The sequence below is a fragment of the Hymenobacter sp. 5516J-16 genome, from assembly GCF_022919335.1.
GTDB lineage: Bacteria > Bacteroidota > Bacteroidia > Cytophagales > Hymenobacteraceae > Hymenobacter > Hymenobacter sublimis.
This window is the reverse complement of sequence record NZ_CP095058.1, coordinates 4,404,818-4,426,926: the sequence shown is the minus strand read 5'-3', so window position 1 is coordinate 4,426,926 and position 22,109 is coordinate 4,404,818. Positions and strand designations below refer to the sequence as shown.

18 protein-coding genes and 4 pseudogenes are annotated in these 22,109 nt (G+C 59.9%); 3 read left to right on the top strand and 19 right to left on the bottom strand.

The window, feature by feature from the left end:
* Positions 1–25: 25 nt before the first annotated feature.
* The 10 genes and pseudogenes from MUN84_RS21885 to dnaG form a co-directional block, all read right to left on the bottom strand.
* Positions 26–247: a hypothetical protein gene (locus MUN84_RS21885; RefSeq protein WP_244695999.1), complete on the bottom strand. Its 222-nt coding sequence runs from the start codon at positions 245–247 to the stop codon at positions 26–28.
* Positions 248–321: 74 nt separating this feature from the next.
* Positions 322–861 (bottom strand): hypothetical protein, encoded by a 540-nt coding sequence (locus MUN84_RS21880; RefSeq protein WP_244695998.1) that lies wholly within the window; start codon positions 859–861, stop codon positions 322–324.
* 58 nt (positions 862–919) lie between these two features.
* Complete coding sequence (locus MUN84_RS21875) at positions 920–1,741, bottom strand: hypothetical protein (protein ID WP_244695997.1); 822 nt, start codon at positions 1,739–1,741, stop codon at positions 920–922.
* A gap of 107 nt (positions 1,742–1,848) precedes the next feature.
* Positions 1,849–3,094, bottom strand: a pseudogene (locus MUN84_RS21870) (bifunctional 3,4-dihydroxy-2-butanone-4-phosphate synthase/GTP cyclohydrolase II).
* A gap of 355 nt (positions 3,095–3,449) precedes the next feature.
* Positions 3,450–4,252, bottom strand: a pseudogene (gene proC / locus MUN84_RS21865) (pyrroline-5-carboxylate reductase).
* Between the two features lie 360 nt (positions 4,253–4,612).
* On the bottom strand, positions 4,613–5,818 hold the full coding sequence (locus MUN84_RS21860) for a glycosyltransferase (protein ID WP_244695996.1): 1,206 nt from the start codon (positions 5,816–5,818) through the stop codon (positions 4,613–4,615).
* Positions 5,802–7,028: a glycosyltransferase family 4 protein gene (locus tag MUN84_RS21855; RefSeq protein ID WP_244695995.1), complete on the bottom strand. Its 1,227-nt coding sequence runs from the start codon at positions 7,026–7,028 to the stop codon at positions 5,802–5,804. Before MUN84_RS21855 ends, MUN84_RS21860 begins: the two co-directional genes overlap by 17 nt.
* Before the next feature lie 86 nt (positions 7,029–7,114).
* Positions 7,115–8,197 carry a potassium channel family protein gene (locus MUN84_RS21850; protein ID WP_244695994.1) on the bottom strand — a complete coding sequence of 361 codons (1,083 nt, stop codon included), beginning with the start codon at positions 8,195–8,197 and terminating at the stop codon, positions 7,115–7,117.
* 264 nt (positions 8,198–8,461) lie between these two features.
* On the bottom strand, positions 8,462–9,043 hold the full coding sequence (locus MUN84_RS21845; RefSeq protein WP_244695993.1) for a hypothetical protein: 582 nt from the start codon (positions 9,041–9,043) through the stop codon (positions 8,462–8,464).
* Positions 9,043–10,539: a DNA primase gene (dnaG, locus tag MUN84_RS21840; protein ID WP_317239046.1), complete on the bottom strand. Its 1,497-nt coding sequence runs from the start codon at positions 10,537–10,539 to the stop codon at positions 9,043–9,045. Before dnaG ends, MUN84_RS21845 begins: the two co-directional genes overlap by 1 nt.
* A gap of 193 nt (positions 10,540–10,732) precedes the next feature.
* Here dnaG and MUN84_RS21835 point away from each other — a divergent pair.
* Positions 10,733–11,835 (top strand): annotated as a pseudogene (locus MUN84_RS21835) (Mrp/NBP35 family ATP-binding protein).
* 176 nt (positions 11,836–12,011) lie between these two features.
* The gene (locus MUN84_RS21830; protein ID WP_244695992.1) at positions 12,012–12,347 is read left to right on the top strand and encodes a NifU family protein; all 336 of its coding nucleotides are present in this window, start codon (positions 12,012–12,014) and stop codon (positions 12,345–12,347) included.
* Between the two features lie 94 nt (positions 12,348–12,441).
* Here the strand turns inward: MUN84_RS21830 and MUN84_RS21825 are convergent, their stop codons facing one another.
* Positions 12,442–12,912, bottom strand: a complete 471-nt coding sequence (locus MUN84_RS21825; protein WP_244695991.1) for a hypothetical protein — start codon at positions 12,910–12,912, stop codon at positions 12,442–12,444.
* 328 nt (positions 12,913–13,240) lie between these two features.
* On the opposite strand from MUN84_RS21825, the pseudogene fahA reads away from it, so the two are divergent.
* Positions 13,241–14,522: pseudogene (fahA, locus tag MUN84_RS21820) on the top strand (fumarylacetoacetase).
* Positions 14,523–14,725: 203 nt separating this feature from the next.
* Here the strand turns inward: fahA and acs are convergent.
* From acs to MUN84_RS21780, 8 genes are all read right to left on the bottom strand, one after another.
* Positions 14,726–16,651 (bottom strand): acetate--CoA ligase, encoded by a 1,926-nt coding sequence (gene acs / locus MUN84_RS21815; protein ID WP_244695990.1) that lies wholly within the window; start codon positions 16,649–16,651, stop codon positions 14,726–14,728.
* 98 nt (positions 16,652–16,749) lie between these two features.
* A complete protein-coding gene (locus MUN84_RS21810; RefSeq protein WP_244695989.1) occupies positions 16,750–17,127 on the bottom strand; it encodes a response regulator transcription factor in 378 nt (125 codons plus the stop codon).
* Between the two features lie 71 nt (positions 17,128–17,198).
* Positions 17,199–18,908, bottom strand: a complete 1,710-nt coding sequence (locus tag MUN84_RS21805) for a sensor histidine kinase (protein WP_244695988.1) — start codon at positions 18,906–18,908, stop codon at positions 17,199–17,201.
* Positions 18,909–18,940: 32 nt separating this feature from the next.
* Positions 18,941–19,093, bottom strand: coding sequence for a hypothetical protein (locus MUN84_RS21800; RefSeq protein WP_244695987.1), 153 nt, complete (start codon positions 19,091–19,093; stop codon positions 18,941–18,943).
* A gap of 379 nt (positions 19,094–19,472) precedes the next feature.
* The gene (locus tag MUN84_RS21795) at positions 19,473–19,610 is read right to left on the bottom strand and encodes a hypothetical protein (RefSeq protein WP_244695986.1); all 138 of its coding nucleotides are present in this window, start codon (positions 19,608–19,610) and stop codon (positions 19,473–19,475) included.
* Complete coding sequence (locus MUN84_RS21790) at positions 19,595–19,948, bottom strand: hypothetical protein (RefSeq protein WP_244695985.1); 354 nt, start codon at positions 19,946–19,948, stop codon at positions 19,595–19,597. Before MUN84_RS21790 ends, MUN84_RS21795 begins: the two co-directional genes overlap by 16 nt.
* 169 nt (positions 19,949–20,117) lie before the next feature.
* A complete protein-coding gene (locus MUN84_RS21785) occupies positions 20,118–20,330 on the bottom strand; it encodes a hypothetical protein (RefSeq protein WP_244695984.1) in 213 nt (70 codons plus the stop codon).
* Positions 20,331–20,497: 167 nt separating this feature from the next.
* Positions 20,498–22,009: an MFS transporter gene (locus MUN84_RS21780; protein WP_244695983.1), complete on the bottom strand. Its 1,512-nt coding sequence runs from the start codon at positions 22,007–22,009 to the stop codon at positions 20,498–20,500.
* Between the last annotated feature and the right edge of the window lie 100 nt (positions 22,010–22,109).

Sequence of the window (22,109 nt, the reverse complement as noted above, 5' to 3'; positions counted from 1 at the left end):
GCTGCGCTCAGGATGACGGGCTAAGTTATTTTTTACCAGCCCCCAGCGAATTCGCGTAGTTCACTAGGTAGGCCAGCTCGCGGGCTTCGGTGTAGCTGAGCTTGTTTTCCTTGGCGTACTGCTCAATCTGGCGGGAGTGGGCGTGGAAGTAATTGAGCAGATCTTTTTTGGGGTTGCGCAAGGTCAGCACGTTACCGTTGGGTAGGCCCAGGTAGAAGCTATCCTTCACATCAGTGTAGTAGCCCATGGTGCGGCCGGGCAGGCCACCACCATAGCCATACCCGCCGTAGCCGTACGGGCCGTTGTAGGTGATGGGGCGCTCTACCAGCCCTTCGCGCCGCAGCAGAATAATGGGGCCGCCGCTAAGCTGCTCGAAAAAGCCGGGGCCCGGAAGTCGCTGTAGTCATTGTCGCGGTTCCAGCGGTAGGTCCGGAACACGCGGACCAGGGTGGTATCGGGCCGCTCGCGCCGGCGTGGGGGCGGTAAGGTATTGAAGTAGGGGTTGCCGTAGTAGTATCCCTGACGCATGGAGTAGAAATCGTCGTAGTAATACCGCTCCCGGCTCCGGTCGTACCGCTCGCCCTGCACGGCAAAGCTCTGCACGTTTACGGCGGGTAAGGTGCGCACCGTATTGTCGTTCAAGGTCATGGTGAGCATTTCCTCGGAGCGGTGCAGGGCCAGCGGGCCGGCAATCGTGTCGCCGGTGCTGAGCAGCACCGTGGCCCGGTTGAACTGCTGGGTAAAGCCCTGCCCGCCCCGTTGGGCTAGGGCAACTAGGGGCAGCAGAAGCAGGAGCCCGCACCAAAAAGCCCGAGCGCACCCAGGCAGACGCGCCGACACATCATAGATAAATGCTTTCATAGCCGTAAATAAGAAAAGAACATCTTACTTCCCATGACCAATTATGAAAGCGTCTGGTTCACGGTTGAGGCGCTAAAGAATTGGCGTAGTTCACCAGGTAAGCTAGCTCATTCGGCTTCTTGAACCCAAGCTTGTGCTCCTTGGCATACTGCTCAATCTGGGTTTTATAGGTACTGAAATAGGTTAGCAAATCATCCTTAGGGTCGCGCAGGGGCAAGACGTTGCCATTTGGCAAGCCCAGGTATAGCTTAGCTACTATAGCCGAATAACTAGTGCTACCTCCTCCTGATGAACCGGGCATAGCAGATGGCACATTCAGGGAACGGACAACCTTAGTGTCGCGGCGCAGCAGTGCTACCGGACCGGCGCTGAGTTGCTCAAAGAAACCGTAGCCCAACAGGTCACTGTAGTCGTTGTCTCGGTTCCAGCGGTAGGTACGGAACACGCGAGAAAGGTTAGTATTGGGCTGGTCCAAGCGGGCAGGAGCGGCCAAGCCAGCAAAAGCCGGGTTACCATTATAGTAGCCCTTGCGCATAGGCGCGAAATCGTAGAGGTAGAATTGTGTTTGGTCTCGGTCAAACGTATCAAACTGCTCTCCCTGAACCACAAATTTTTGCACATTAACCGCAGGAAAGCTGCGTTTGCTACCATCCTCCAGGGTAATGGTAAGCGCGTCGGTGGCATTTTGTGAGCGGAAAAGTAGCACTTCTCCTAGTAAGGTTTCACCCGTACTCACTAGCACTTTAGCCCTATCAAACTGCTGGCCCCGGTCGGCTCCGGGTTCTACCGCTTTCCTGTTGCCAAACAGGGTTTGTCCGGTTGCGGCATGATGCAGTAGGAGCCCAGCAGTAAGCAGAACCAGTACATAAACTTGCTTCATATAGATGAAATAACTGTCTTTTAGAACGCCACAGGTTCCTAAGCATAGTGAGGCCTCGCTGGATATTCCACCGAGGCCTCCTGCGTATCAGAATGAAAAGTTAATGACTACAACTCCGTCAGGGCCGCGTCCACATCCGGGTGGGGGGTGCGGTCCTTGCGTAGGATGGTGTGGCCCAGCTTGTCGCGCTTGGTGGTGAGGTAACGCTCGTTGTGCTCGTTGGGCTCCACCTCAATGGCTACCGATTCCACGATTTCGAGGCCGTAGCCCATCAGGCCGGTGCGCTTGCGGGGGTTGTTGGAAAGCAGACGCATCTTGCTGATACCCAAGTCGCGCAGTAAGGCCGCGCCCACGCCATAATCCCGCTCGTCCATGCCGAAGCCCAACTCAACGTTGGCCTCTACGGTGTCGCGGCCCTGCTCCTGGAGCTTATAGGCGCGCAGCTTGTTGAGCAGGCCAATACCCCGGCCTTCCTGGTTCATGTACACGACCACGCCGCGGCCCTCGCGCTCAATCTGCTGCATGGCGCGGTGCAGCTGGGGCCACAGTCGCAGCGGCAGGAGCCGAAGATGTCGCCGGTAACGCAGGAGCTGTGCACGCGCACCAGCACGGGCTCGGGACCCGAAATATCGCCTTTCACCAGGGCCAAGTGCTGGGCGTTGGTGCTGCGCTGGGTGTAGGCAATCAGGTCGAAGTCGCCGTAGTCGGTGGGCAACTTCACGGAAATTTCCCGCACGATCAGGCTTTCCTTTTCGAGGCGATATTTGATCAGGTCCTGAACCGAAATCAGCTTCAGGTTCCACTTATTGGCAATTTCGCGCAGCTCGGGTAAGCGGGCCATTTCGCCGTCTTCCTTCAGAATCTCAACCAGCACCCCAGCCGGCTCGAAACCTGCCAGGCGAGCTAGGTCAATGGCGGCTTCGGTGTGGCCAGCGCGGCGCAATACGCCATCTTTGCGGGCTTTAAGCGGGAAAATGTGGCCCGGCTTGCCCAATTCCTCGGGCTTGGTATCAGGGTCGATGAGAGCGAGAATGGTCTTGGAACGGTCGGAGGCAGAAATGCCGGTGGTCACACCGTTCTTCAGCAAATCAATGCTGACGGTGAAGGGGGTAGCGTGCAAGGCCGTGTTGCGGCCCACCATTAGCTCCAGGCCCAACTCTTCGCAGCGCTGCTCAATGAGCGGGGCACACACCAGGCCGCGGCCGTGGGTAGCCATGAAATTGATTACTTCGGGGTGGCACAACGGGCGGCGCAGATAAAGTCGCCTTCGTTTTCACGGTCTTCGTCGTCCACGACCACCACTACCTTTCCGGCGCGGATATCGGCAATGGCGTCTTCAATGGAATCCAGCATGAATAGCGGATGTAAAACAGATGAATATGATTTCGCAGGGTCTGTTCTGGCGAGAGCAGGTGCGAAGCTGCTGCTACAACCAGCAACAACGCCGCGAAGTTACGAGTGGTGAAGTTGTGAAAGGAGAAATTATGAAATGGTGAAAGAGTGATTAAGTGAAGTGTGTCATGGCGAGGCACGAAGCCATCCGTCCTGACCAACGTGCTACCCCTAACATGTGACGAGCCCTTACCTCCAGCACGGACGGTAAGAGCTCGTCATATTAGTAGGCGTTAGGCAAAAGAGAGGAAGGATGGCGTCGTCGTGCCTCCTCGCCAGGACACACACTTCACCATTTCCCTATTTCACCATCTCACTACTCCTTTGCCAGCTCGGTGGCGCGGTGTTGGGCGGCTTTGATGCCGGCGGCGAGGGTTTCGGCTAGGTTGCCGGCGCGGAACTCGCGCAGGGCCGCCTCGGTAGTACCGCCTTTAGAGGCCACGGCGGCAATCAGTTCGTCGGGGTTTTGTCGGAGGTGTTGAGCAGGTGGTAGGCCCCGAGCATGGTTTGCTTGACCAGCAGGCCGGCCACTGACTCCGAGAAGCCCAGCTCCTGCCCCGCCCGCATCATGGCCTGCACGATGTAGTAAAAGTAGGCCGGCCCGCTCCCGCTCACAGCCGTTACGGCGTCGAGTAGGCTTTCATCTTCCAGGAAAATAGAGCGCCCGGTGGCATTGAGCAGGTTTTCGACCTGGTGCAGGCGGCTGCGCTCTACCTCCGCAGCTGCCGAAAACCCCGTGATGCCCATGCCCAGCAGCGCCGGCGTGTTGGGCATGGCCCGCAGCACCTGCTGGTGAGCCAGTTCCCGCTGTAGGCGCGCAATCGGGATGCCGGCCATAATGGACACGACCACTTGCTCGGGTTGCAGCACCTGGCGCAATCCTTCGGCAACCTTGCCAAAATCCTGGGGCTTCACGGCGACCAGCACCACGTCGTAGGTGCCCACCGTTGCGGTTAGCTCGCTGGTTGGCAGGCCGGGGTGGGCGGCCAGCAGGCGCTGGCAGTGCTCCTGGTGGCGGCCCAGCAGCAACAGGTCAGCGCGGGCTACCAGGTTATAGTGTAGAAAGGATTTGGCGAAGGCCATACCCATGTTGCCGCAACCCAAAATAGCAATCCGCAGGGTTTTCATAGCGCGCGAGGTAGTAAAATGATAAGTAGCAGCAAGTTAGAAGTAACTGAAATTTACCCATCATGCTGAGTGCAGCAAAGAACTTCTACCGCTTCGTTGTATTTGTAATAAGGTACTTGGAGCTGTTAAGAGTAAACCAACAGACCGTCATGCAGAGCAGAGCGAAGCATCTCACAGGCGGAGGTTGCAGTAGTAATTAGACGTCAGCCCGCGAGATACTTCGCTCTGCTCTGCATGATGGTTGTATGTGACTCACAAGCATTTACTGTTCGCCTTGCCTACCTGTAGAGGTCCTTTGTGCCGCTCAGGATGACAGCTGATTTGTTCATGCCCTACTTCCGAAGGCCTACCTCACCGCTTGTGCTGAAATCGTTGGGTAGGCTCCCAGACAGTCGTTTTCACTCCCGTCAGGAAGCGCCAAAGCCCGAGCAGTAGGGCAGCATTCATGCTGTAGAAGTGAGTAATGAAGCGCAGCAGCCGCGCGTGTACGCCCACGCGGTGCAAGGCCCCATCCAGCAGCAGTAGCAACGGGGCGCCGAGTTGCCCCAGCAGCAGCAACTGATAAAACCACCCAGCTCCGCGGGCCACCAACACCATGTTAGCCAGTAACATAACCAACAGCAACAGCGGCGTGAGCCAGCGCAGCACCTTGTGCGACCAGTAAGCGAAACTCACGCCGCGCCAAGGCGGCCAGAGCAGGCGGCGAAACGTGACCAGGTTCTGGAAGTTGCCGGTAGAAATACGGGCTTTGCGCCGAAACTCCTCCGGCAGTTTATCCGATACGTCTTCGTGGCAAACGGCCGCCAGCTCGTTAATAGCCTGGTAACCCTCCTGGAGCACGGCCATTGAGATGAAGAAATCATCAACGATGAAGGAGGCTGGGGCCGGGTGGTAGCAGGTTCGGCGCACGGCAAAGCACCCGCCAAAGGCCCCAATCATGGCGCCCCATACTACCCCTTCCTGGTACTTAATCTGGTTTTCGCGCTCCAGATAAGCTTTTTCCTGACCGGAAATACCGTCGCGGCGGTGGTCGAGGTTGAGGATGTGGCCGCCTACCTGCCCGATGTGCGGGTTACGAAAGTGCTTGACCAGGTGATAAAGCGTGTCCGGGGTAAAAAACACGTTGGCATCGGTGAGCACCAGCACCGGCGCGGTAGCTTCGGCCGACAGGGCCTCCATCACGCCGGGCTTGCCGGTGCGCTGCCGAAACGGCCGGAACTGCAGGCCCGGATACTCAGCTATTAGCTTCGCTATCAGCGCATTGGTCTGGTCCTGGGAATTGTCGGAGCCGATGTAGAAGGTGAGTTTATCGAGCGGGTAGGTGGTAGCAAACGTGGAGCGGATTTTCTCCTCTATTACTTGCTCTTCGTTGTACACAGCCAGCAGCACATCCACGCGGGGCAACTCGGGGCTGCTGGGCGGGTACACCTCCTGGTTTTGGCGGCGGCCCCGGGCCAGGCGGGCCAGCAGCAGCGGAAACAGCACGTAGGTATGCGCCACCAGTAGCAGGCTGCCCCACAGCGCCCCAGCCGCTACTATTTCAACGAGCGGCGGCACGGGGCTGGGGCGTCAGGATGGTGTAGAGGTCGAGGAAGCTTTCCACTACCCGGCGGTTGTCGTAGAGGCGAGCAATGGTGCGGGCGGCTTCCTCCCCGATGGTCCGCTGGCCCAGCTCGCCGCGGTAGTAGCGGCCCAGGCGCTCCAGCCATTCGGTGGGCTCGTCGCAGAGCACGATATCGAAGTTGTCGCGCACGTGAATGCCTTCGGAGCCCAATCCGGTGCTGATAATGCACTTGCCCAGGGCCATGCCCTCAATGATTTTTATGCGCATGCCGCCCCCACTGAGCAAGGGCACCAGCATGACCTCGTACTCCTGCATAAACTGCGCCGCCGACTCCACGAAGCCGTGAATGGTGACGCCAGGCAGGTTCAGGTTGCGAATGTGGGCCGGGGTTTCCTTGCCGGCAATGTGCAATTCTAGTTCGGGGTAGAGCTCGTGGGCCTTGGGCCACACTTCCCGCAAAAACCAGTCGACACCTTCCTGGTTGGGCAGCCAATCCAGGGAACCGATCATAAACAGGGTCCGCGGCCGGGGTGTGGCGGCGGGGTTGCGCTGAAACCGGTTCAGGTCGACGCCGGCGGGCACGAACACCACTGGCTCCTGGCAGCCCAGCAGGCGCAAGCGGCGCTGATCGGGCTCAGTAATGGCGGCCACGGCGTCGAAGCGCGGCAGGGTGCGGTGCTCAAAGCGCCGCAGTCGTTTAGCTAGGTGGGTCAGGTATAGGCGTTTGAGCACGTTGGCTTCGCGCTCGGCCAGCATCTGCCAGATGGTGTACTCCACGTTATGGGCCCGCAGCACCGTCGGCACACCCGGAGCCAGCCGTTTCACCGTATCCACGTACCACGACACCAGGCCACCTTCCACCTGCACCACGTCAATGGCTTCAGTGCGGAGCAGCTCCTGGAGGCGGGCCTCCACGGCCGGACTCACGAACCGCTCGATGTTGTAGGGCAGTTCACTCAGCAGCAGGTTGCGCAGGGCTTTTACCGGCGAAAGGCGCGTATCCACGTCCACGGGCACAAGGCGCACGTTAGGCCCCAGGTGGTCAAGCACATCGGCGGGCTGGTGGTGCTTGGGCGTGTTCAGGGCCAGCACGGTTACCTGATGCCCCGCCCGACTCAACCCCGCCGTCACATCGTACATGGCAATGGCCCCACCATCAGTAGGCGGATACGGAACGCGCGGACAGAGCTGAAGAATATGCACGGGAAAGAGTGAGTTAGGGCCGGCAAAGCTACGAAGGTAGGCCAGAGAACCGCCGGCCGCTACCCCGTACGCCGCCAGCAAACGGCCTACCCTACCTGCCGAAACTGGTCGAGCAGGCTGGTAATCTGGGCGTCGGTGCCCAGAAACAGCAGCACGTCGCCGAGGTCCGGCACCAGATCGGCCGCCGGACTTACCGTAAAGCCGCCTACCTGGTGCTTCAGCCCGATGACGGTGGCGCCGGTGCGCGAGCGGATGTCCAGCTCCCGGATGCTGCGCCCGCGCCACTCCGGCCGCAATTCCTCGGAGCGTAGTTCCTCCAGCCGCAGCTTGTTGGGCCCCAGGCCCGAAATCATGTCCAGAAAGCGAATTACCTCGGGTCGGGTAATCAGGTTGGCCATGTGGGAGCCCCCAATTTCGTCGGGCATTACTACTGAGTCGGCGCCGGCGCGCAGCAGCTTGGTTTCCGAGCTTTTGAGGCTGGCCCGGGCAATGATGGTAATATCGGGGCTTAGCTCGCGGGCGGTAAGGGCCACGAATACGTTGTCGGCATCCTTGGGTAGGGCCGTGATGAGGGCCCGGGCCCGCACGACGCCGGCGGCGCGCAGGGTTTCGTCCAGGGTAGCGTCGCCGAACACGGCCGGAATAGCTTGACCGGTGGAATCGGCGTCTTCTTTCAACAGGGCCTCATTCTGCTCCACTACTACCACGTCGGCTCCGCTGGCGCGCAGTTCGTGGTAGGCTTTGCGGCCGTTGCGGCCAAAACCACAGACGATAACGTGGCCCGCATAGCCGCGGATGGCCTGGTCGTTGCGCAGCATAGAAAACATGGTCTGCAGGCCCCCGTCGAAGATGTAGGTGGTAAGCACCGACAACAGGTAGGCCAGCATCAAGAGGTTAAAGAAGATATAAAACGACACGAACAGCCGCCCGGCCGGCGACAACGGGTGCAATTCCCCGAAGCCCACCGTCGAGACGGTTATCATGGTCATGTAGAAGGCATCGACGAAGGTGAATTTCTCAATCCACATAAAGCCGACTACCCCCACGGCAAAACTGAAAGCCGTGAGGACCAGCGCCCCCACAAACCGGCTCAAATTGAAACGGTGCCAAATGTCGCGCACGTAGCGCAGGGCATTCGGGCGCAGCGGTGGAGGTAGAGATTCAGGCATGCTCAAAGGTACGCCCCGCGGGTTGGGGCTGCCAAACATAGGGGCGGTTATGCCAGCTTAATTGTCATGCCGAACATTCCGTGCTTCAAGCAGCGACGAGGAAGCTGGGTCGAGTGAACAGTTAGGGTTTATGAATGACGTAAAGCCGTCATGCCACCTGTTAACAGCTCCTTATTACTAAAGGCCAAGGCCTTCCGTTACCGCTTGATGCGCGGAATACTCGGGAGAACAGTTTCTTAACCCATGCTTCTTCTTGCCCAACGCTTACAGCGCAGCGCGTGGAATGACGGTCCCGAGCATACTGGCCAACTGATTATCCATCTGCTTGAGCAGGCGAATGTTGGTCAAATGCTCATCCAGGGCGGCCTCGTCCATGGGGCGGCGCAGGGCTTCCATGTGCTCGGCCAGGGCCCGCTCCACGTTCACTTTGTTGAAGCGCAGAATGGCATTGTCGCAGGCGGTTTGGAGTAGGTCCAGCTCCCGGGGCACGTAAATCTGGTGAGTGGTCCAGTTGGGGCTTAGCTCGTACTTTTCGGTAGCCAGCTCGGCCACCAGGGCCCGCATATCGGAGCGACCGTGCTGGATGAGGGTGCGCACCTCGGGCCAGCGGCCCTGGTTTAGCTCCTCCCGGCACAGGTGCAGCAAATCGGCGTAGATGCCGGTTTTAAAGGGCGTATCGTCGAGCTGCTGCAAGAGGTACTGGGCTACGCTCACGTCGGGAGCCAGGGGTTGAGGCGAGTACAGCAGCAGTAGGCGCACTACCTCCCGCTCGCACTGTTCCAGCACGTCGGGAATGGGCTCCAGGTCCTCCTTCGTGAGGGTTTGCAGGTCGCCGCCCCCTCCCATTAGGTCCTCGGGGAAGCGCCGTACATCAGGGCCTCGGCTTCCTCCTCCGGGCTCATGGGGCGCGGGGCCGGGCGGGGTGCAGCCGGCGCGGACTGCGTACTGCCCTGAGGCGCCCCGCTCCCACTCCCACTGCTGCCGCTCGAAGTGCCACCCGCCGCCTTGCCCGAGGCGTTGCGCACCAGCTTGTTGTACTCCGTGATGAGCACCTGCTCATCGATGCTGAAGGCCTGGGAGGTTTGCTGCAGAAACACCTGCCGCTTAATCGGGTCGGGCACTTTGCCAATGCTTTGCAGCACCTCCCGAATGGCCTCGGCCTTCTTCACCGGGTCCTGGGCAGCCTCGCGGCTGACCAGGTCCGTTTTGAACTGAATAAAGTCCTGGCTGGCCTGCTCCAAGTGGTCCTTGAAACGCTGGTCGCCAACTTTACGGATGTAGCTATCCGGGTCGTCGCCGTCGGGGAACAGCACCACGCGCACGTTCAGGCCGCCTTCCAGCAGCATGTCAATGCCGCGCAGGGAGGCCCGAATGCCGGCCGCGTCGCCATCATACAGCACCGTCACGTTGTCGGTGTAGCGCTTAATGAGGCGGATTTGCCCGTCCGTCAGCGAGGTACCCGACGAGGCCACCACGTTCTTAATACCACCCTGGTGCAAGCTCAGCACATCCAGGTAGCCTTCCACCAGGTAGCACAGCTCCTCCGTGCGAATGGCCTGCCGGGCCTGGTAGAGGCCGTAAAGCACGTCGGACTTGTGGTAGATTTCCGACTCCGGCGAGTTGAGGTACTTGGCCGTCTTGTCGTTGGGCTTGAGCGTGCGCGCCCCAAACCCGATGACGCGCCCCGACACGTTGTGAATCGGGAACATGACGCGCCCCCGGAACCGGTCGTAGCGCCGGCCGGTGTCCTGGCCCTGGTCGTCCTCGCGCTTAATTACGAGGCCGGTTTTTTCCAGGTACTTCTGCTCGAATCCCGCCGCCGTAGCCGACTTCAGTAAATCGTCCCACTGGTCGAGGGAGTAGCCCAGCTCAAAGGTTTTAATGGTAGTCTGATTCAGGCCGCGCTGGCGCAGGTAGCTCCCTCCTATGCCCTGGCCTTCGTCGGTATTGAGCAGCAGCTTGTGGTAATGGTCCTTGGCCCAGTTCGAAACGATGAACTGGGAGTCCTTTTCGTTTTGAGCCAGCTGCTGCTCGGGCGTCTTTTCCTCCTCCTCAACGTCGATGCCGTACTTTTTGGCCAGGTACTTCAGGGCCTCCACGTAGCTGGTGCCCTCAATGTCCATGATGAACTGCACTACCCCGCCGGCCTTGCCGCAGCCGAAGCATTTGTAGAGGCCCTTGGCCGGGGCCACCGAAAAGCTCGGCGACTTTTCGTGGTGAAAGGGGCAGCAGGCCCACATGTTCTGGCCCTTGCGCTTCAGCGACACGAAGTCGCCAACTACCTCCACAATATCGGCGTGGTGGATGATTTGATCTACAGTTTCTTTCGGAATGCGCGCCATACATCTGCAAAGGTAGTCGTGAGGAAGCTTCCTAACTTCTGCCCTCTTCAAGGGCAACTCGTACGGCATCAACGCGGGCTACTACCTGGGGCTAGGGCACGATGCGCAAGCTTCCCCGTTACTTCCCAACTTCTGCCCCGGTTTCCGGGTTATCTTTGTGCTTTGCTTTCGCACTTTCTTCCCCTGATTTATAATGGCAACCATAACCACAGAAGCCGTTCTTAAGGCCCTAAGCTACGTGGAGGAGCCCGACCTGGGCAAAGACCTCGTGACCCTCAACATGATTGAGGACGTGGTCATCGACGGCCGCCGCGTCTCGTTCACGGTGGTACTGACTACCCCCGCCTGCCCCCTTAAGCAGCTCATTCACGACGCCTGCGAGCGGGCCATCCACACGATGGTAGACGCGGAGGCCGAGGTGGTGATTGTCATGACCTCGCGCGTGACCACCATGCGCCAGAACCAGGATGTGCTGCCCGGCGTGAAGAACATCATTGCCATTGCCTCGGGCAAGGGCGGGGTGGGCAAAAGCACGGTTACGGCCAATCTGGCCATTGCTTTGGCCAAAACCGGCGCCAAAGTGGGCCTCGTGGATGCCGATATTTCGGGCCCTTCCATGCCCCTGATGTTTGGGGTGGAAGCGGCCCGGCCCCACGTGTACCAGAACGCGCAAGGTCGCAACCTGATTCAGCCGGTAGAGGCCCACGGCGTGAAACTGATGAGCATTGGGTTCCTGGCCCCCGCGGAGTCGGCTATTGTGTGGCGCGGCCCGATGGCCTCGTCGGCCCTGAAGCAGTTCATCACGGAAGTCGAGTGGGGCGAGCTGGATTACCTGCTCCTGGACATGCCCCCGGCACCTCCGACATTCACCTGACCATGGTGCAGACCGTGCCCGTTACCGGCTCGCTCATCGTGACCACGCCCCAGAAAGTAGCCCTGGCTGACGCCGAGAAGGGCCTGCAGATGTTCCGCCTACCCCAGATCAACGTGCCGGTGCTGGGCATTGTGGAGAATATGGCCTGGTTTACCCCCGCCGAACTACCCGAAAACAAGTACTTTATCTTTGGCGAAGGCGGCGGCCAGCAGCTCGCCACCAAGCACGAAGTACCGCTGCTGGGTCACATTCCGTTGGTGCAGAGCATCCGCGAAAACGGCGACCAAGGCACGCCCGCCATTCTGCAGGATGGCTCGCCGGCCGCCGCCGTGTTCGAGCAGCTAGCCGAGGAGTTAGCCCGGCAGGTATCCATCCGCAACGCCGTAGCGCCCCGCACCAAGGTGGTGCAGATGCAGTCGTAGCGCAGTTGCCGGGCCACGAGCCGCTAGCGGTTTACAAGCTCGGCAGTCGTGCCAACGGCAACTTTACCGCTGGGCGTGGTGTTGCTTTCATACGCGCCAAAAGCCTTACCTTTGAAGAAGTACGCTGCTGCTACCTGCCTGAGAGCCCGCTACAGCAGCAGCTCAATCTGTGATTCATGACTCATTCCGCTGCCGTAGAACATCATCCGCTCCTGCCCCGCATTGAGCAGGCCCTGGACACCATCCGGCCCTATCTGGCCGCCGACGGTGGCAACGTGCGCGTGCTCGATATTACCACAGATATGGTGCTGCAACTGGAGCTCCTAGGCGCCTGCGGTACCTGCCCCATGTCGCCGATGACACTGAAAGCCGGCGTGGAGGAATCGGTAAAGAAGGCCGTGCCCGAAATCCGGGCCGTGGAAGCCATCAACTCTACCCCCATGGGCGAGCAGCCCGCCGGCCAGGCCGGCCGCCCCGTGCAGCCGAACCCAGTGCCTACCCCGCAGTTTTAGTTTCTAATTTTCGATACATTAAAAAGCCGGCTTCTCGCAAGAGAAGCCGGCTTTTTTGTTGTGTTATTTGCTATTTTCCTTTCATCCGCGTTAGCTATTTTTTATAAGTTATGAAGTCAACGCTGAGGTAATCATCAATTGTTGGATCTACCGCATACACTTCTCCTGTTCTTTTATTTTCAATTGTCACGAAGTCGTGGTCTTTAAAAAAAGAAGAATTGAAATACTTGTGCATGTTGGTTCCAAGAAAGTAAAGCTGTCCTACCTGGGGTTTCGCCGTCCACGTGTCCGCGAGGTTATACTTGCGCAGAAGGTAATTGCAGGTTGCCGCATGGAATGTAGCATAACCAACGCAATGCGCTGACTTGGACGTCATGAGCTTGTTTGGGTCGACGTCATTTTTGCCAGCAGTAAAGTTTAATTGCTGGGACGTTATTGCAAGTGCTGATTTAATGATCTGTTCAATATTGTTATCAACTTGCTTGTCAGTATTTCCATCTATGTAGTCAATAAGTTTACCGTTCGTCACTGAATAATTTGCTCTTTGCCCAATCGATTGATACACTACCAAGTGTCGGTATAGCCACCCACGAAATAACAATCCACTAGCTACAATAATTAGACTTGCCAGAAATGCTCGTTTAATAAATTTCATTGCGCACTTCGTTATATTACAGGTATTGGTAATCTGTGTATGGACGAAACTAAACGTGTCATTCATCCGACTAATGGTGGAGGGATAAACGAAACTGCCACTCGTGTACATATGACGAGAAGCTGGGGCAGCGGCCCAAGGTAGCAGCTTTGCGAAATTTCTGGGTAAGACTGGGCATGGTGGCCTTATTCCTCCTACCCCGCTACCTTTGCCCCTCCTTCCACTACCCCTACCCTCTATGGCTAACCCCAACGACCCGAGCCTGCATTCCTGGATTGATATTGCCCCGGCAGTGACTTTCCCATTCAGAACCTGCCCTTTGGGGTGTTTGAAACCGAGGAGCGCGGGCCACGGCTGGGCGTGGCCATTGGCGAGTACGTGCTGGATTTGTACGCGGTGTCGCAGTTCGGCTTTTTTCAGGATTTGGAGCTGGGGCCCCGGATGCCGAAGATTTTCCGGCGGCGCAGCCTGAACCAGTTTATTGCTCTGGGCCGGCCGGTGTGGCGGGCGGTGCGCCAGCGTGTTTCGGAGCTGCTGCGCCACGACAACGACGCGCTCCGCTCCGATGAAATCATGCGGGAGTGCCTGCTGCGCCAGAGCGAGGTGCGGATGCTGCGCCCCGTGAAGCCCCACAACTACACCGATTTCTACAGCAGCATTGAGCACGCCACCAACGTGGGCATGATGTTCCGCGACCCGGCCAACGCCCTGCTGCCCAACTGGCGCCACATCCCCATTGGCTACCACGGCCGGGCCAGCTCCATTGTGGTCAGCGGCACCAACATTCGGCGGCCCAACGGGCAGCGCAAAGCCCCCGATGCCCGGCGCCTACCTTCGGCCCCTCGCAGCAACTGGATTTTGAGCTGGAAATGGCCTTTGTAGTGGGACGCAGCACCCAGCTTGGCGACACGGTACCGGTGCAGAACGCCGAGGACTACATCTTCGGGCTGGTGCTGTTCAACGACTGGAGCGCCCGTGACATTCAGAGCTGGGAGTACGTGCCGCTGGGGCCGTTTCTGGGCAAGAGCTTCGGCAGCAGCGTGTCGCCGTGGGTCGTGACGCTGGACGCGCTGGAGCCCTTCCGGGTGGCCGGGCCGGTGCAGGAGCCGGAGCCCTTGCTCTACCTGCGCCAGCTCGACAAGCACAACTTTGACATCAACCTAGAGGTAGCCATTCAGCCCGAAGCCGGCCCGGAAACCACCGTGTCACGCTCCAACTTCGGCCTCATGTACTGGAGCATGGCCCAGCAGCTGGCCCACCACGCCTCCAACGGCTGCAACATGCAAGTCGGCGACCTGTACGCCTCGGGTACCATTTCGGGCCCCACGCCCGACTCGCTCGGTTCTATGCTCGAGCTGGCCTGGCGCGGCACCCGCCCCGTGCCCCTGGCCGATGGCTCGGAGCGCAAGTTTCTGCTGGATGGCGACACGGTGACGATGCGTGGCTACTGCGAGCGGGACGGGCTGCGCATTGGGTTCGGAGCCGTAACGGGCACCGTACTGCCGGCTACCCAGGTATAAACTGAGTTCGTCCTGGTTACTTCGGCAATAGCTCAAAACAACACATAAACTGTCATTCCGAGCCCAGCGAGGAATCTGGGTTGCACTCTAGACGCTAACTCAGATTCCTCGCTGGGCTCGGAATGACAGCTTTACAGGAGCACGAAAAACGCCGACCTACTCTTGGCCGGCGTTTTTGTTTTTTATTAAGAACAGCTTCCTACCTACTTCCGGCCGCTGATGATTTCGTCTACTACAGCGGGGTCGAGTAAGGTGGTGGTATCGCCCAGGCTTCCGGTTTCCCCCTCGGCTACTTTGCGCAGGATGCGGCGCATGATTTTGCCGGAGCGAGTTTTGGGTAGGCCCGACACAATCTGAATTTTATCGGGCTTGGCAATTTTGCCAATTTCCGCCACGATGGTTTCAATGATGCTGGCTTCGATGCGCGGCTTGTCGGCCTCGTTTTCACAGGCTCCGGTCCGGCAGATGACGTAGGCGTAAATGCCCTGGCCCTTCACATCGTGCGGGAAGCCGACCACGGCGCTTTCCACCACGTTGGCGTTCTGGTTGATGGCGTTTTCGATTTCGGCCGTGCCGAAGCGGTGACCCGATACGTTAATCACGTCATCCACGCGGCCGATGATGCGGTATAGCCCGTTTTCGTCGCGGCGGGCCCCGTCGCCGGTGAAGTAGTAGCCGGGGTAAGGCCCAAAGTAGGTTTGCACGGCCCGCTCATGGTCGCCGTAGGTGGTGCGGATGATGCCCGGCCAGCTGTGCTTGATGGCCAGATAGCCCTCCTGGTCGTTACCCTCAATTTCCTGCCCCTCCTGGGTGAGCAGCACCGGCTGCACGCCCGGCAGCGGCAGGCCGGCGTGGGCAGGTTTGCTGGGCGTGATACCGGCCAGGGCCGAAATCATGATGCCGCCGGTTTCCGTCTGCCACCAGGTATCTACCACGGGGCAGCGCTCCTTGCCCACGTGCTGGTAGTACCAGTACCAGGCTTCCTCGTTGATGGGCTCCCCCACCGAGCCCAGCACCCGCAGGGAGTCCAGGGAATAGCTCAGCACATTGTCGAGGGGGGCGGCCATGAGGCTGCGGATGGCCGTGGGCGCGGTGTAGAAAATGCTAACCGAGTGCTTATCAATCACCTCCCAGAAGCGGCCGGCGTCGGGGTAGGTCGGGATGCCCTCGAACATGAGCGAGGTGCTGCCGGCCAGCAGCGGGCCGTAGAGTAGGTAGCTGTGGCCCGTCACCCAACCGATGTCGGCAGTGCACCAGTACACGTCGTTTTCCTCTACCTGGAACACATTGCGGAAGGTATAATCGGCCCACACCATGTAGCCGGCCGTGCTGTGCACTACCCCTTTGGGCTTGCCAGTACTGCCTGAGGTGTAAAGAATGAACAAGGGGTCCTCGGCCTCCATTTCCTCGGCGGGGCAGGTTTTGGCCACGCCTTCAGCCTCCTCGTGGTACCACACGTCGCGGCCTTCGTGCATGTGCACGGGCCAGCCCAGGTGCTCCGTCACGATGACGCGGCGCACGCTCGGGCAGGTTTCTAGGGCCTCATCCACCACGCGCTTCACCGGAATCTGCTTGGCCCCGCGGTTGAGGCCGTCGGCGGTAAGCACCACGCTGGCCTGGGCATCGTTCACGCGGTCAGCAATGGCGGTGGCCGAGAAGCCGGCAAAAATCACGGAATGAATCGCGCCAATCCGGGCGCAGGCCAGCACGGCAATGGCCAGCTGCGGAATCATGGGCATGTAGATGCACACCCGGTCGCCCTTCTCCACGCCGTTGTTGTGCAGCACGTTGGCAAACCGGCAGACTTCGTGGTAGAGCTCCCGGTAGGTCAGGCGCAGGTGGCGCGTTTTGGGGTCGTTGGGCTCGTAGATGATGGCCAGCTTGTTGCCCCGGGAAGCCAGGTGGCGGTCGAGGCAGTTCTCCGTGATGTTGAGCCGGGCGCCCTGAAACCACTCGTTGCGGCCGCCTTTCAAATCATCGGTACATACTTTATCCCACTTGCGGCGCCAGGTGAAGGGCTCGGCCACCTCGGCCCAGAACTGCTCGGGGTTGTTGGTGCTGAGCTCATAAGCGGCGTGGTATTCCTCCAGGGTGCGGATGCGGGCGTGCTTGGCGGACGAATGAGGCATGAGAATCGGGAATTAGGAAGTGGTAGATTTCGAAAGGGAAGCCGGAGCTGAGTGCAGGTAGCGGGCAGCTGCCGGAGGCCGTGCGCCGCGGCCGGCGGCTACACGGGCGCGCTAAGCAGTTCTTTTACTTTTTCCATGAGTTGGCGGGTGCTGAAGGGCTTGGGAATGTAGAGGTCGGCCCCTACCTCGTAGCCTTTCTGGATGTCGGCCTCCTTGCTTTTGGCTGACAGAAAGATGACGCGCGTACCGGCCCGGTCGGGGCGCTGGCGCAGGTGGCGGCACACCTGGTAACCGTCCACGTCGGGCATCATCACGTCCAGCAGCACCACGTCGTGGGCGGTGCTATCCACGGCTTCCAGGGCTTCGGTGCCGTTGCGGGCAATGCTCACCTGATAGCCGCTTTTGCGCATCAGAAATTCGAGCGACATCACAATGTTGGGCTCATCATCGACAATCAGAATGTGGGGAGTCGGCATGAGGAAGGCAAGCTAAGTTGTGTAAGGAGAGGTAGGCGAGCAGTTACATAGAGCGGGCACAAGGCACTTGGTCATTCCGAGGCAGCAGTTACGGGTAGCTCAACCGAGAACCGGGCGCCTTGCTCCGGGGCGCTTTCCACCCAAATGCGGCCGGCGTGCAGCTCTACTATCTTTTTGGTAATGGCCAGGCCCAGGCCCGAGCCTTCCGGCTTGCGCATGGTTTGGTTGCGAGCCTGGAAAAACTTGTCGAAAATGAGCTGGTGAAATTCCGGGTCGATGCCCTTGCCGTTGTCCTGCACCGTGATGCGCAGGGCCTGGGTAGCGGCTTCTACTACCACCGCAATGCGGCCGGAACCATCGGGGCGGCACGATTTGATGGCGTTGCTGAGCAGGTTTACCAGCACCTGCATCAGCCGGTCCCGGTCGCCGAGCAAGGGCGGCAGGCCGGGCGGCACGGCCAGGTCCAGGTGCAGGTGCTTGTCGCGCAGCAGCTGGCCAACCGCCTCCAGGGCATCGGTAATGATGTCGGCCACGTCCACGGCTCCGCGTTCCAGGGTGGCCTTGCCCGACTCGTACTTTTCCAAATCCAGCACCAGCGTAATCAGCCGGCTCAGCCGCTCCGACTCCCGGGTGATGGTGAGCAGAAAGCGGTATCGCTCCTCCTCGTCCAGCTCGGGGTTGTCGGTTAGAATTTCGGACAGGGCCCGGATGCTGGTCAGGGGCGTGCGCAGCTCGTGGGTGACGGTGTACAGAAATTCGTCTTTGTGCTGATCCAATTCCTGCAGCTGGTCGTAGGCGGCCTGCAGCTGGGCGGTCAGGCGTTGGAGTTGGCGCTGCTGCTTCTGCAGCTGGCGGTTGGCTTCCAGCAGCTGCTGGCTTTCCCGCAAAATCCCGACGACGTTATCAAAACTGATGTCCTCTACCCCCACCGAGGAGCGCAGCAGCAGCCGCGCCGAGGCCGGGCCGATGGAACCGGCCAGCAGCTTCTCGGCGTAGGCGAGTAGGCGCGGGTCGGCCTGGGGTGGGGTCACGCCCTCGGTTACGTGGGCATCCGGAAAACGCTCTTGAAAGGCGTGTAGGGCCTGGTTTGCGCGCTTTTTGCCCAGAAAGCCTGTGAGTAGGGCCCGCACATCGGGCAGGGGCGCGGCGCCCTGCCAGCCGGCCGGCCCTTCAAACACGGCCCCGTAGCGAAACACATCCACGAACACGGCAGCCTGGTGCTCTTCCAGGGCCGAGGGCTGGCGTAGCAACGAAACGCCCACGTACAGGCCCAGGTTGAAAAACCAACTCCAGAACAACCCGTGCGACAGATAATCAAGGCCTTCGAGCCCAAATAAGGCGAAGGGCCGCAGCCCCCGTAGGCCAAACAAGCCGTCGGTTAGCAGGGTATCGGGCAGTAAGTTGGGGCCAACCATGGTAGGTAGCACCAGAGTAAAAAACCACACCACAAAGCCCGCCAGAATGCCGGCCGTAGCGCCGGCGCGGGTGCCACCTTTCCAGTACAGGCCGCCCAGCACCACTGGCACAAACTGCGCCACGGCCGCGAAGGAAACCAGCCCAATGTTCACCAGGGGCAGCAAGTGGCCTACCTCCACGTAGTAACCATACGCCAGCAGCAGCACCAGCACCACGGCCAGGCGGCGGCTGTGCAGGGCCACCTGGCCCAGGTAGGCAAACCAGCGCGGCCCCTCGGCCCGGGCCGCCGGAATGCGAACCAGCAGGGGCATGAGCAGGTGGTTGCTCATCATCACGCTCAGGGCAATGGTTTCCACGATAATCATGGAGGAAGCCGCCGACAGCCCGCCCAGGTAAATCAGCAGGGCCAGCCAGGGCTGCCCGGCCTGCAGGGCAGAGCCAGCACAAACGTATCGGCGTCGAAGTGGCCCCCATTATCAAGCAGACGCCCCCGAACGCCAGGGGCAGCACGAACAGGTTGATGATGATGAGGTAGAGCGGAAACAGCCACATGGCTTTGCGCAAGTGGTCCTCGTTTACGTTTTCCACCACGGCTACCTGAAACTGGCGGGGTAGCAGCAGAATGGCAGCCATGCTCAGTAGCAGCAAGGTTAGCCACTGACCTGGGGCCGTACCGGCACCCTCCAACGTAAACAGCCGGCTTAGCTCTGGCACCACCGCGGCCCGCCCGAATACGTCGGCAAAGCCGTTGAACAGGCTATACGTCACGAACAGGCCCGCCGCCAGGAAGGCCACGAGCTTCACTAGGCTTTCCAGGGCCACGGCCAGCACCATGCCTTCGTGGCGCTCCGTGGCCTCAATGGAGCGCACTCCGAAGATGATGGTGAAGAAAGCCAGGGCTACCGTTGTCACGAAAGCTGACGACAGCCCTACCCCCCGCCGGCCAGCAGGGAGGTTTCGCCGCCCCCGGTCAGGATGTCGAAAGAAGCAGCAATGGCCTTGATTTGTAAGGAAATATAGGGCACTACCCCCAGCACGCACACGGTAGTTACTAGCGCCCGAGCCAAGCACTTTTGCCGTAGCGAGCCGAAATGAAATCGGCAATGGAGGTGAGGCGCTGCTGCCGGCAGATGCGGATGATTTTGCGCAAGACCAGCCAAGCCGCCGGCGCCATTAGCGTAGGACCCAGGTAAATCCCGATGAACTCCAGCCCGAAGTGCGCCGCCCGCCCCACGGAACCGTAATACGTCCAGGCCGTGCAATACACGGCCATGCTCAGGGCGTACACGTAGGGGTTGCTCACCAGGCTCCGCCGCGCCGCCGAACGCCGCTCCGCCGCATACGCCACCCCAAACAGCAGGGCGAGGTAGCCAAAGGAAAAGCCGATAACGAGCAGGGTATTCACGGAGTGGTGAGGCGGTGAAATGGTGAAATGGTGAAATAGTGAGTTGACGTGCTGGCGGTATAATACGGCGGTAGTTACTAGCAGAGAAGGTAGGGACGGACTGTTGGGAGCTGTGCGAAGGACGTAAACTACCTGCGCCGTCAGCACGTCAACTCACCACCTCACTATTTCACCGCCTCACCAGCCAACCGGTGAGCAGCACCAGCAGCACCCATACCAGCAGCACGTAGAGGTAAAGTACCGGGATACCGCCTACCCGGCCATCATGGTCGAAGACGGCCAGGAAGGGAAAGTTGAGGAGCACGGCAAACAGCACGGTCACGAAGAGCAGCTGCTGGCCGCGGCGCTGTTCTGGTCGCTCCTGGGGTGGAATGGGAGGCATAGCGAAGCGGTGGTAAAGCCGACGAAGTGAACATCAGCAACCTACGAAACCAACGAAAACACAGGCGCCTGTCGCGCAAAATCCGCCGAACCAACGGCCCGACGGACTTTTACTTGCCTGGGCAACGCATGGGCCTCAGGGTAAAGCTTCACCTGTCAAGGCGCGCACTAGACGGGGTTATCTTCCATCAGCTTCACGTTGCGCACGTCCTTCATCAGGGCCTGCCCAATAAACCAGCAAATCAGGGCAATGCTCACCGGATAGACGAGGCCGGCCAGGGTGCTGTGTTCCTTAATGAAGGGCGTATCGGAGGCGGCGGCGCGCAGGGTAAGGGCCGTGGCAATTAGGGGCACGAAGCCGCCGAATACGCCGTTGCCGATGTGGTAGGGCAGCGAAAGAGAGGTGTAGCGCACCTTCGTCGGGAATAGCTCCACGAGGTAGGCAGCAATGGGTCCGTAGGCCATGGTCACGAACAGCACGAGGCAGAACGTGAGGGCCGTCATGGCCAGCAGGTTGGGCGTGAGGGCTTTCATCACGGCCGGTACGGCCTTGCCCGTGGCATCCACGGTAGCGGCGGTTACTTCGGTTAGCGGGCCAGCGAACTGCTTGAGGCCGTAGAAGATGGGGAAGGTAAACAGCGCCCCGCAGAGCAAACCCATCATGATGATTTTCTTGCGGCCGATGCGGTCCGACAGGGAGCCGAAGTACACGAAGAAGGGTGTGGCCAGAATCAGGGCGCTGCACAGCACCAGGCTAGCGTCTACCAAGTCGAGCTTCAGGGTGTTCTGCATGAAGGAGTAGGCGTAAAACTGGCCAGTGTACCACACCACGCCCTGTCCCATGGTAGCGCCGAACAGCGAAATCAACACCAAGCGGCGGTTTACGGGGTTCACGAACGACTCGCGCAGGGGGTTCGTGCTGGTTTTGCCCTCCGACTTGGCCTTGGCAAACAGCGGCGACTCGTGGAGCTTGCGGCGAATGTAGTAGGAGGCAATGACCAGCAGGCCCGAGAGCAAGAACGGAATGCGCCAGCCCCAGTCCTTGAAGGCCTCTTCGCCCATGGTTTTGCGCGTGGCAATAATGACTAGAATGCTCAGCAGCAGGCCGGCTGTGGCCGTAATCTGGATGAAGCTGGTGTAGTACCCGCGCCGGTTGTCGGGGGAGTGCTCGGCCACGTAGGTGGTAGCGCCGCCGTACTCGCCGCCCAGGGCTAGGCCCTGAAGCAAGCGCAGGATGGTAACAATAACCGGGGCGGCAATGCCAATTTTGTCGTAGCTCGGAATCAGGCCCGTCACGAAGGTAGCGCCGCCCATAATCAGCAGGGTGAGCAGGAAGGTGTACTTGCGCCCAATCATGTCGCCGATGCGGCCGAAGAACAAGGCCCCAAACGGCCGCACCACAAAGCCCGCCCCAAACACGGCCAAGGTGCCCAAAATGGTGTCCTCAATCTTACCCGTGGAGCCAAACAGCACCGGCCCGATAATGGCGGCCAGCGAACCGAAGATGTAGAAATCGTACCACTCAATGACGGTGCCCACCGAGGAGGCGGTAATCACCTGCCAGATTTTACTGGTCGAAACGGCGTTGTTGTCGTGGGTCAGCGAATCGTCGGCGGAGGGCGTGCCGCCCACGGGCGCGGCACCGGCGTAGGCGTCGCGCTGCGGTAAGTTCTGGGCCATGATTGGTGGGAGTTGTGGTGGTGAAAAGAATAGAATGGGAGTTGCACGTCTGGTAGCAGAGGCTGCCCAGCAACTCGTCGTCGGGCCTTAGTTATAAAGT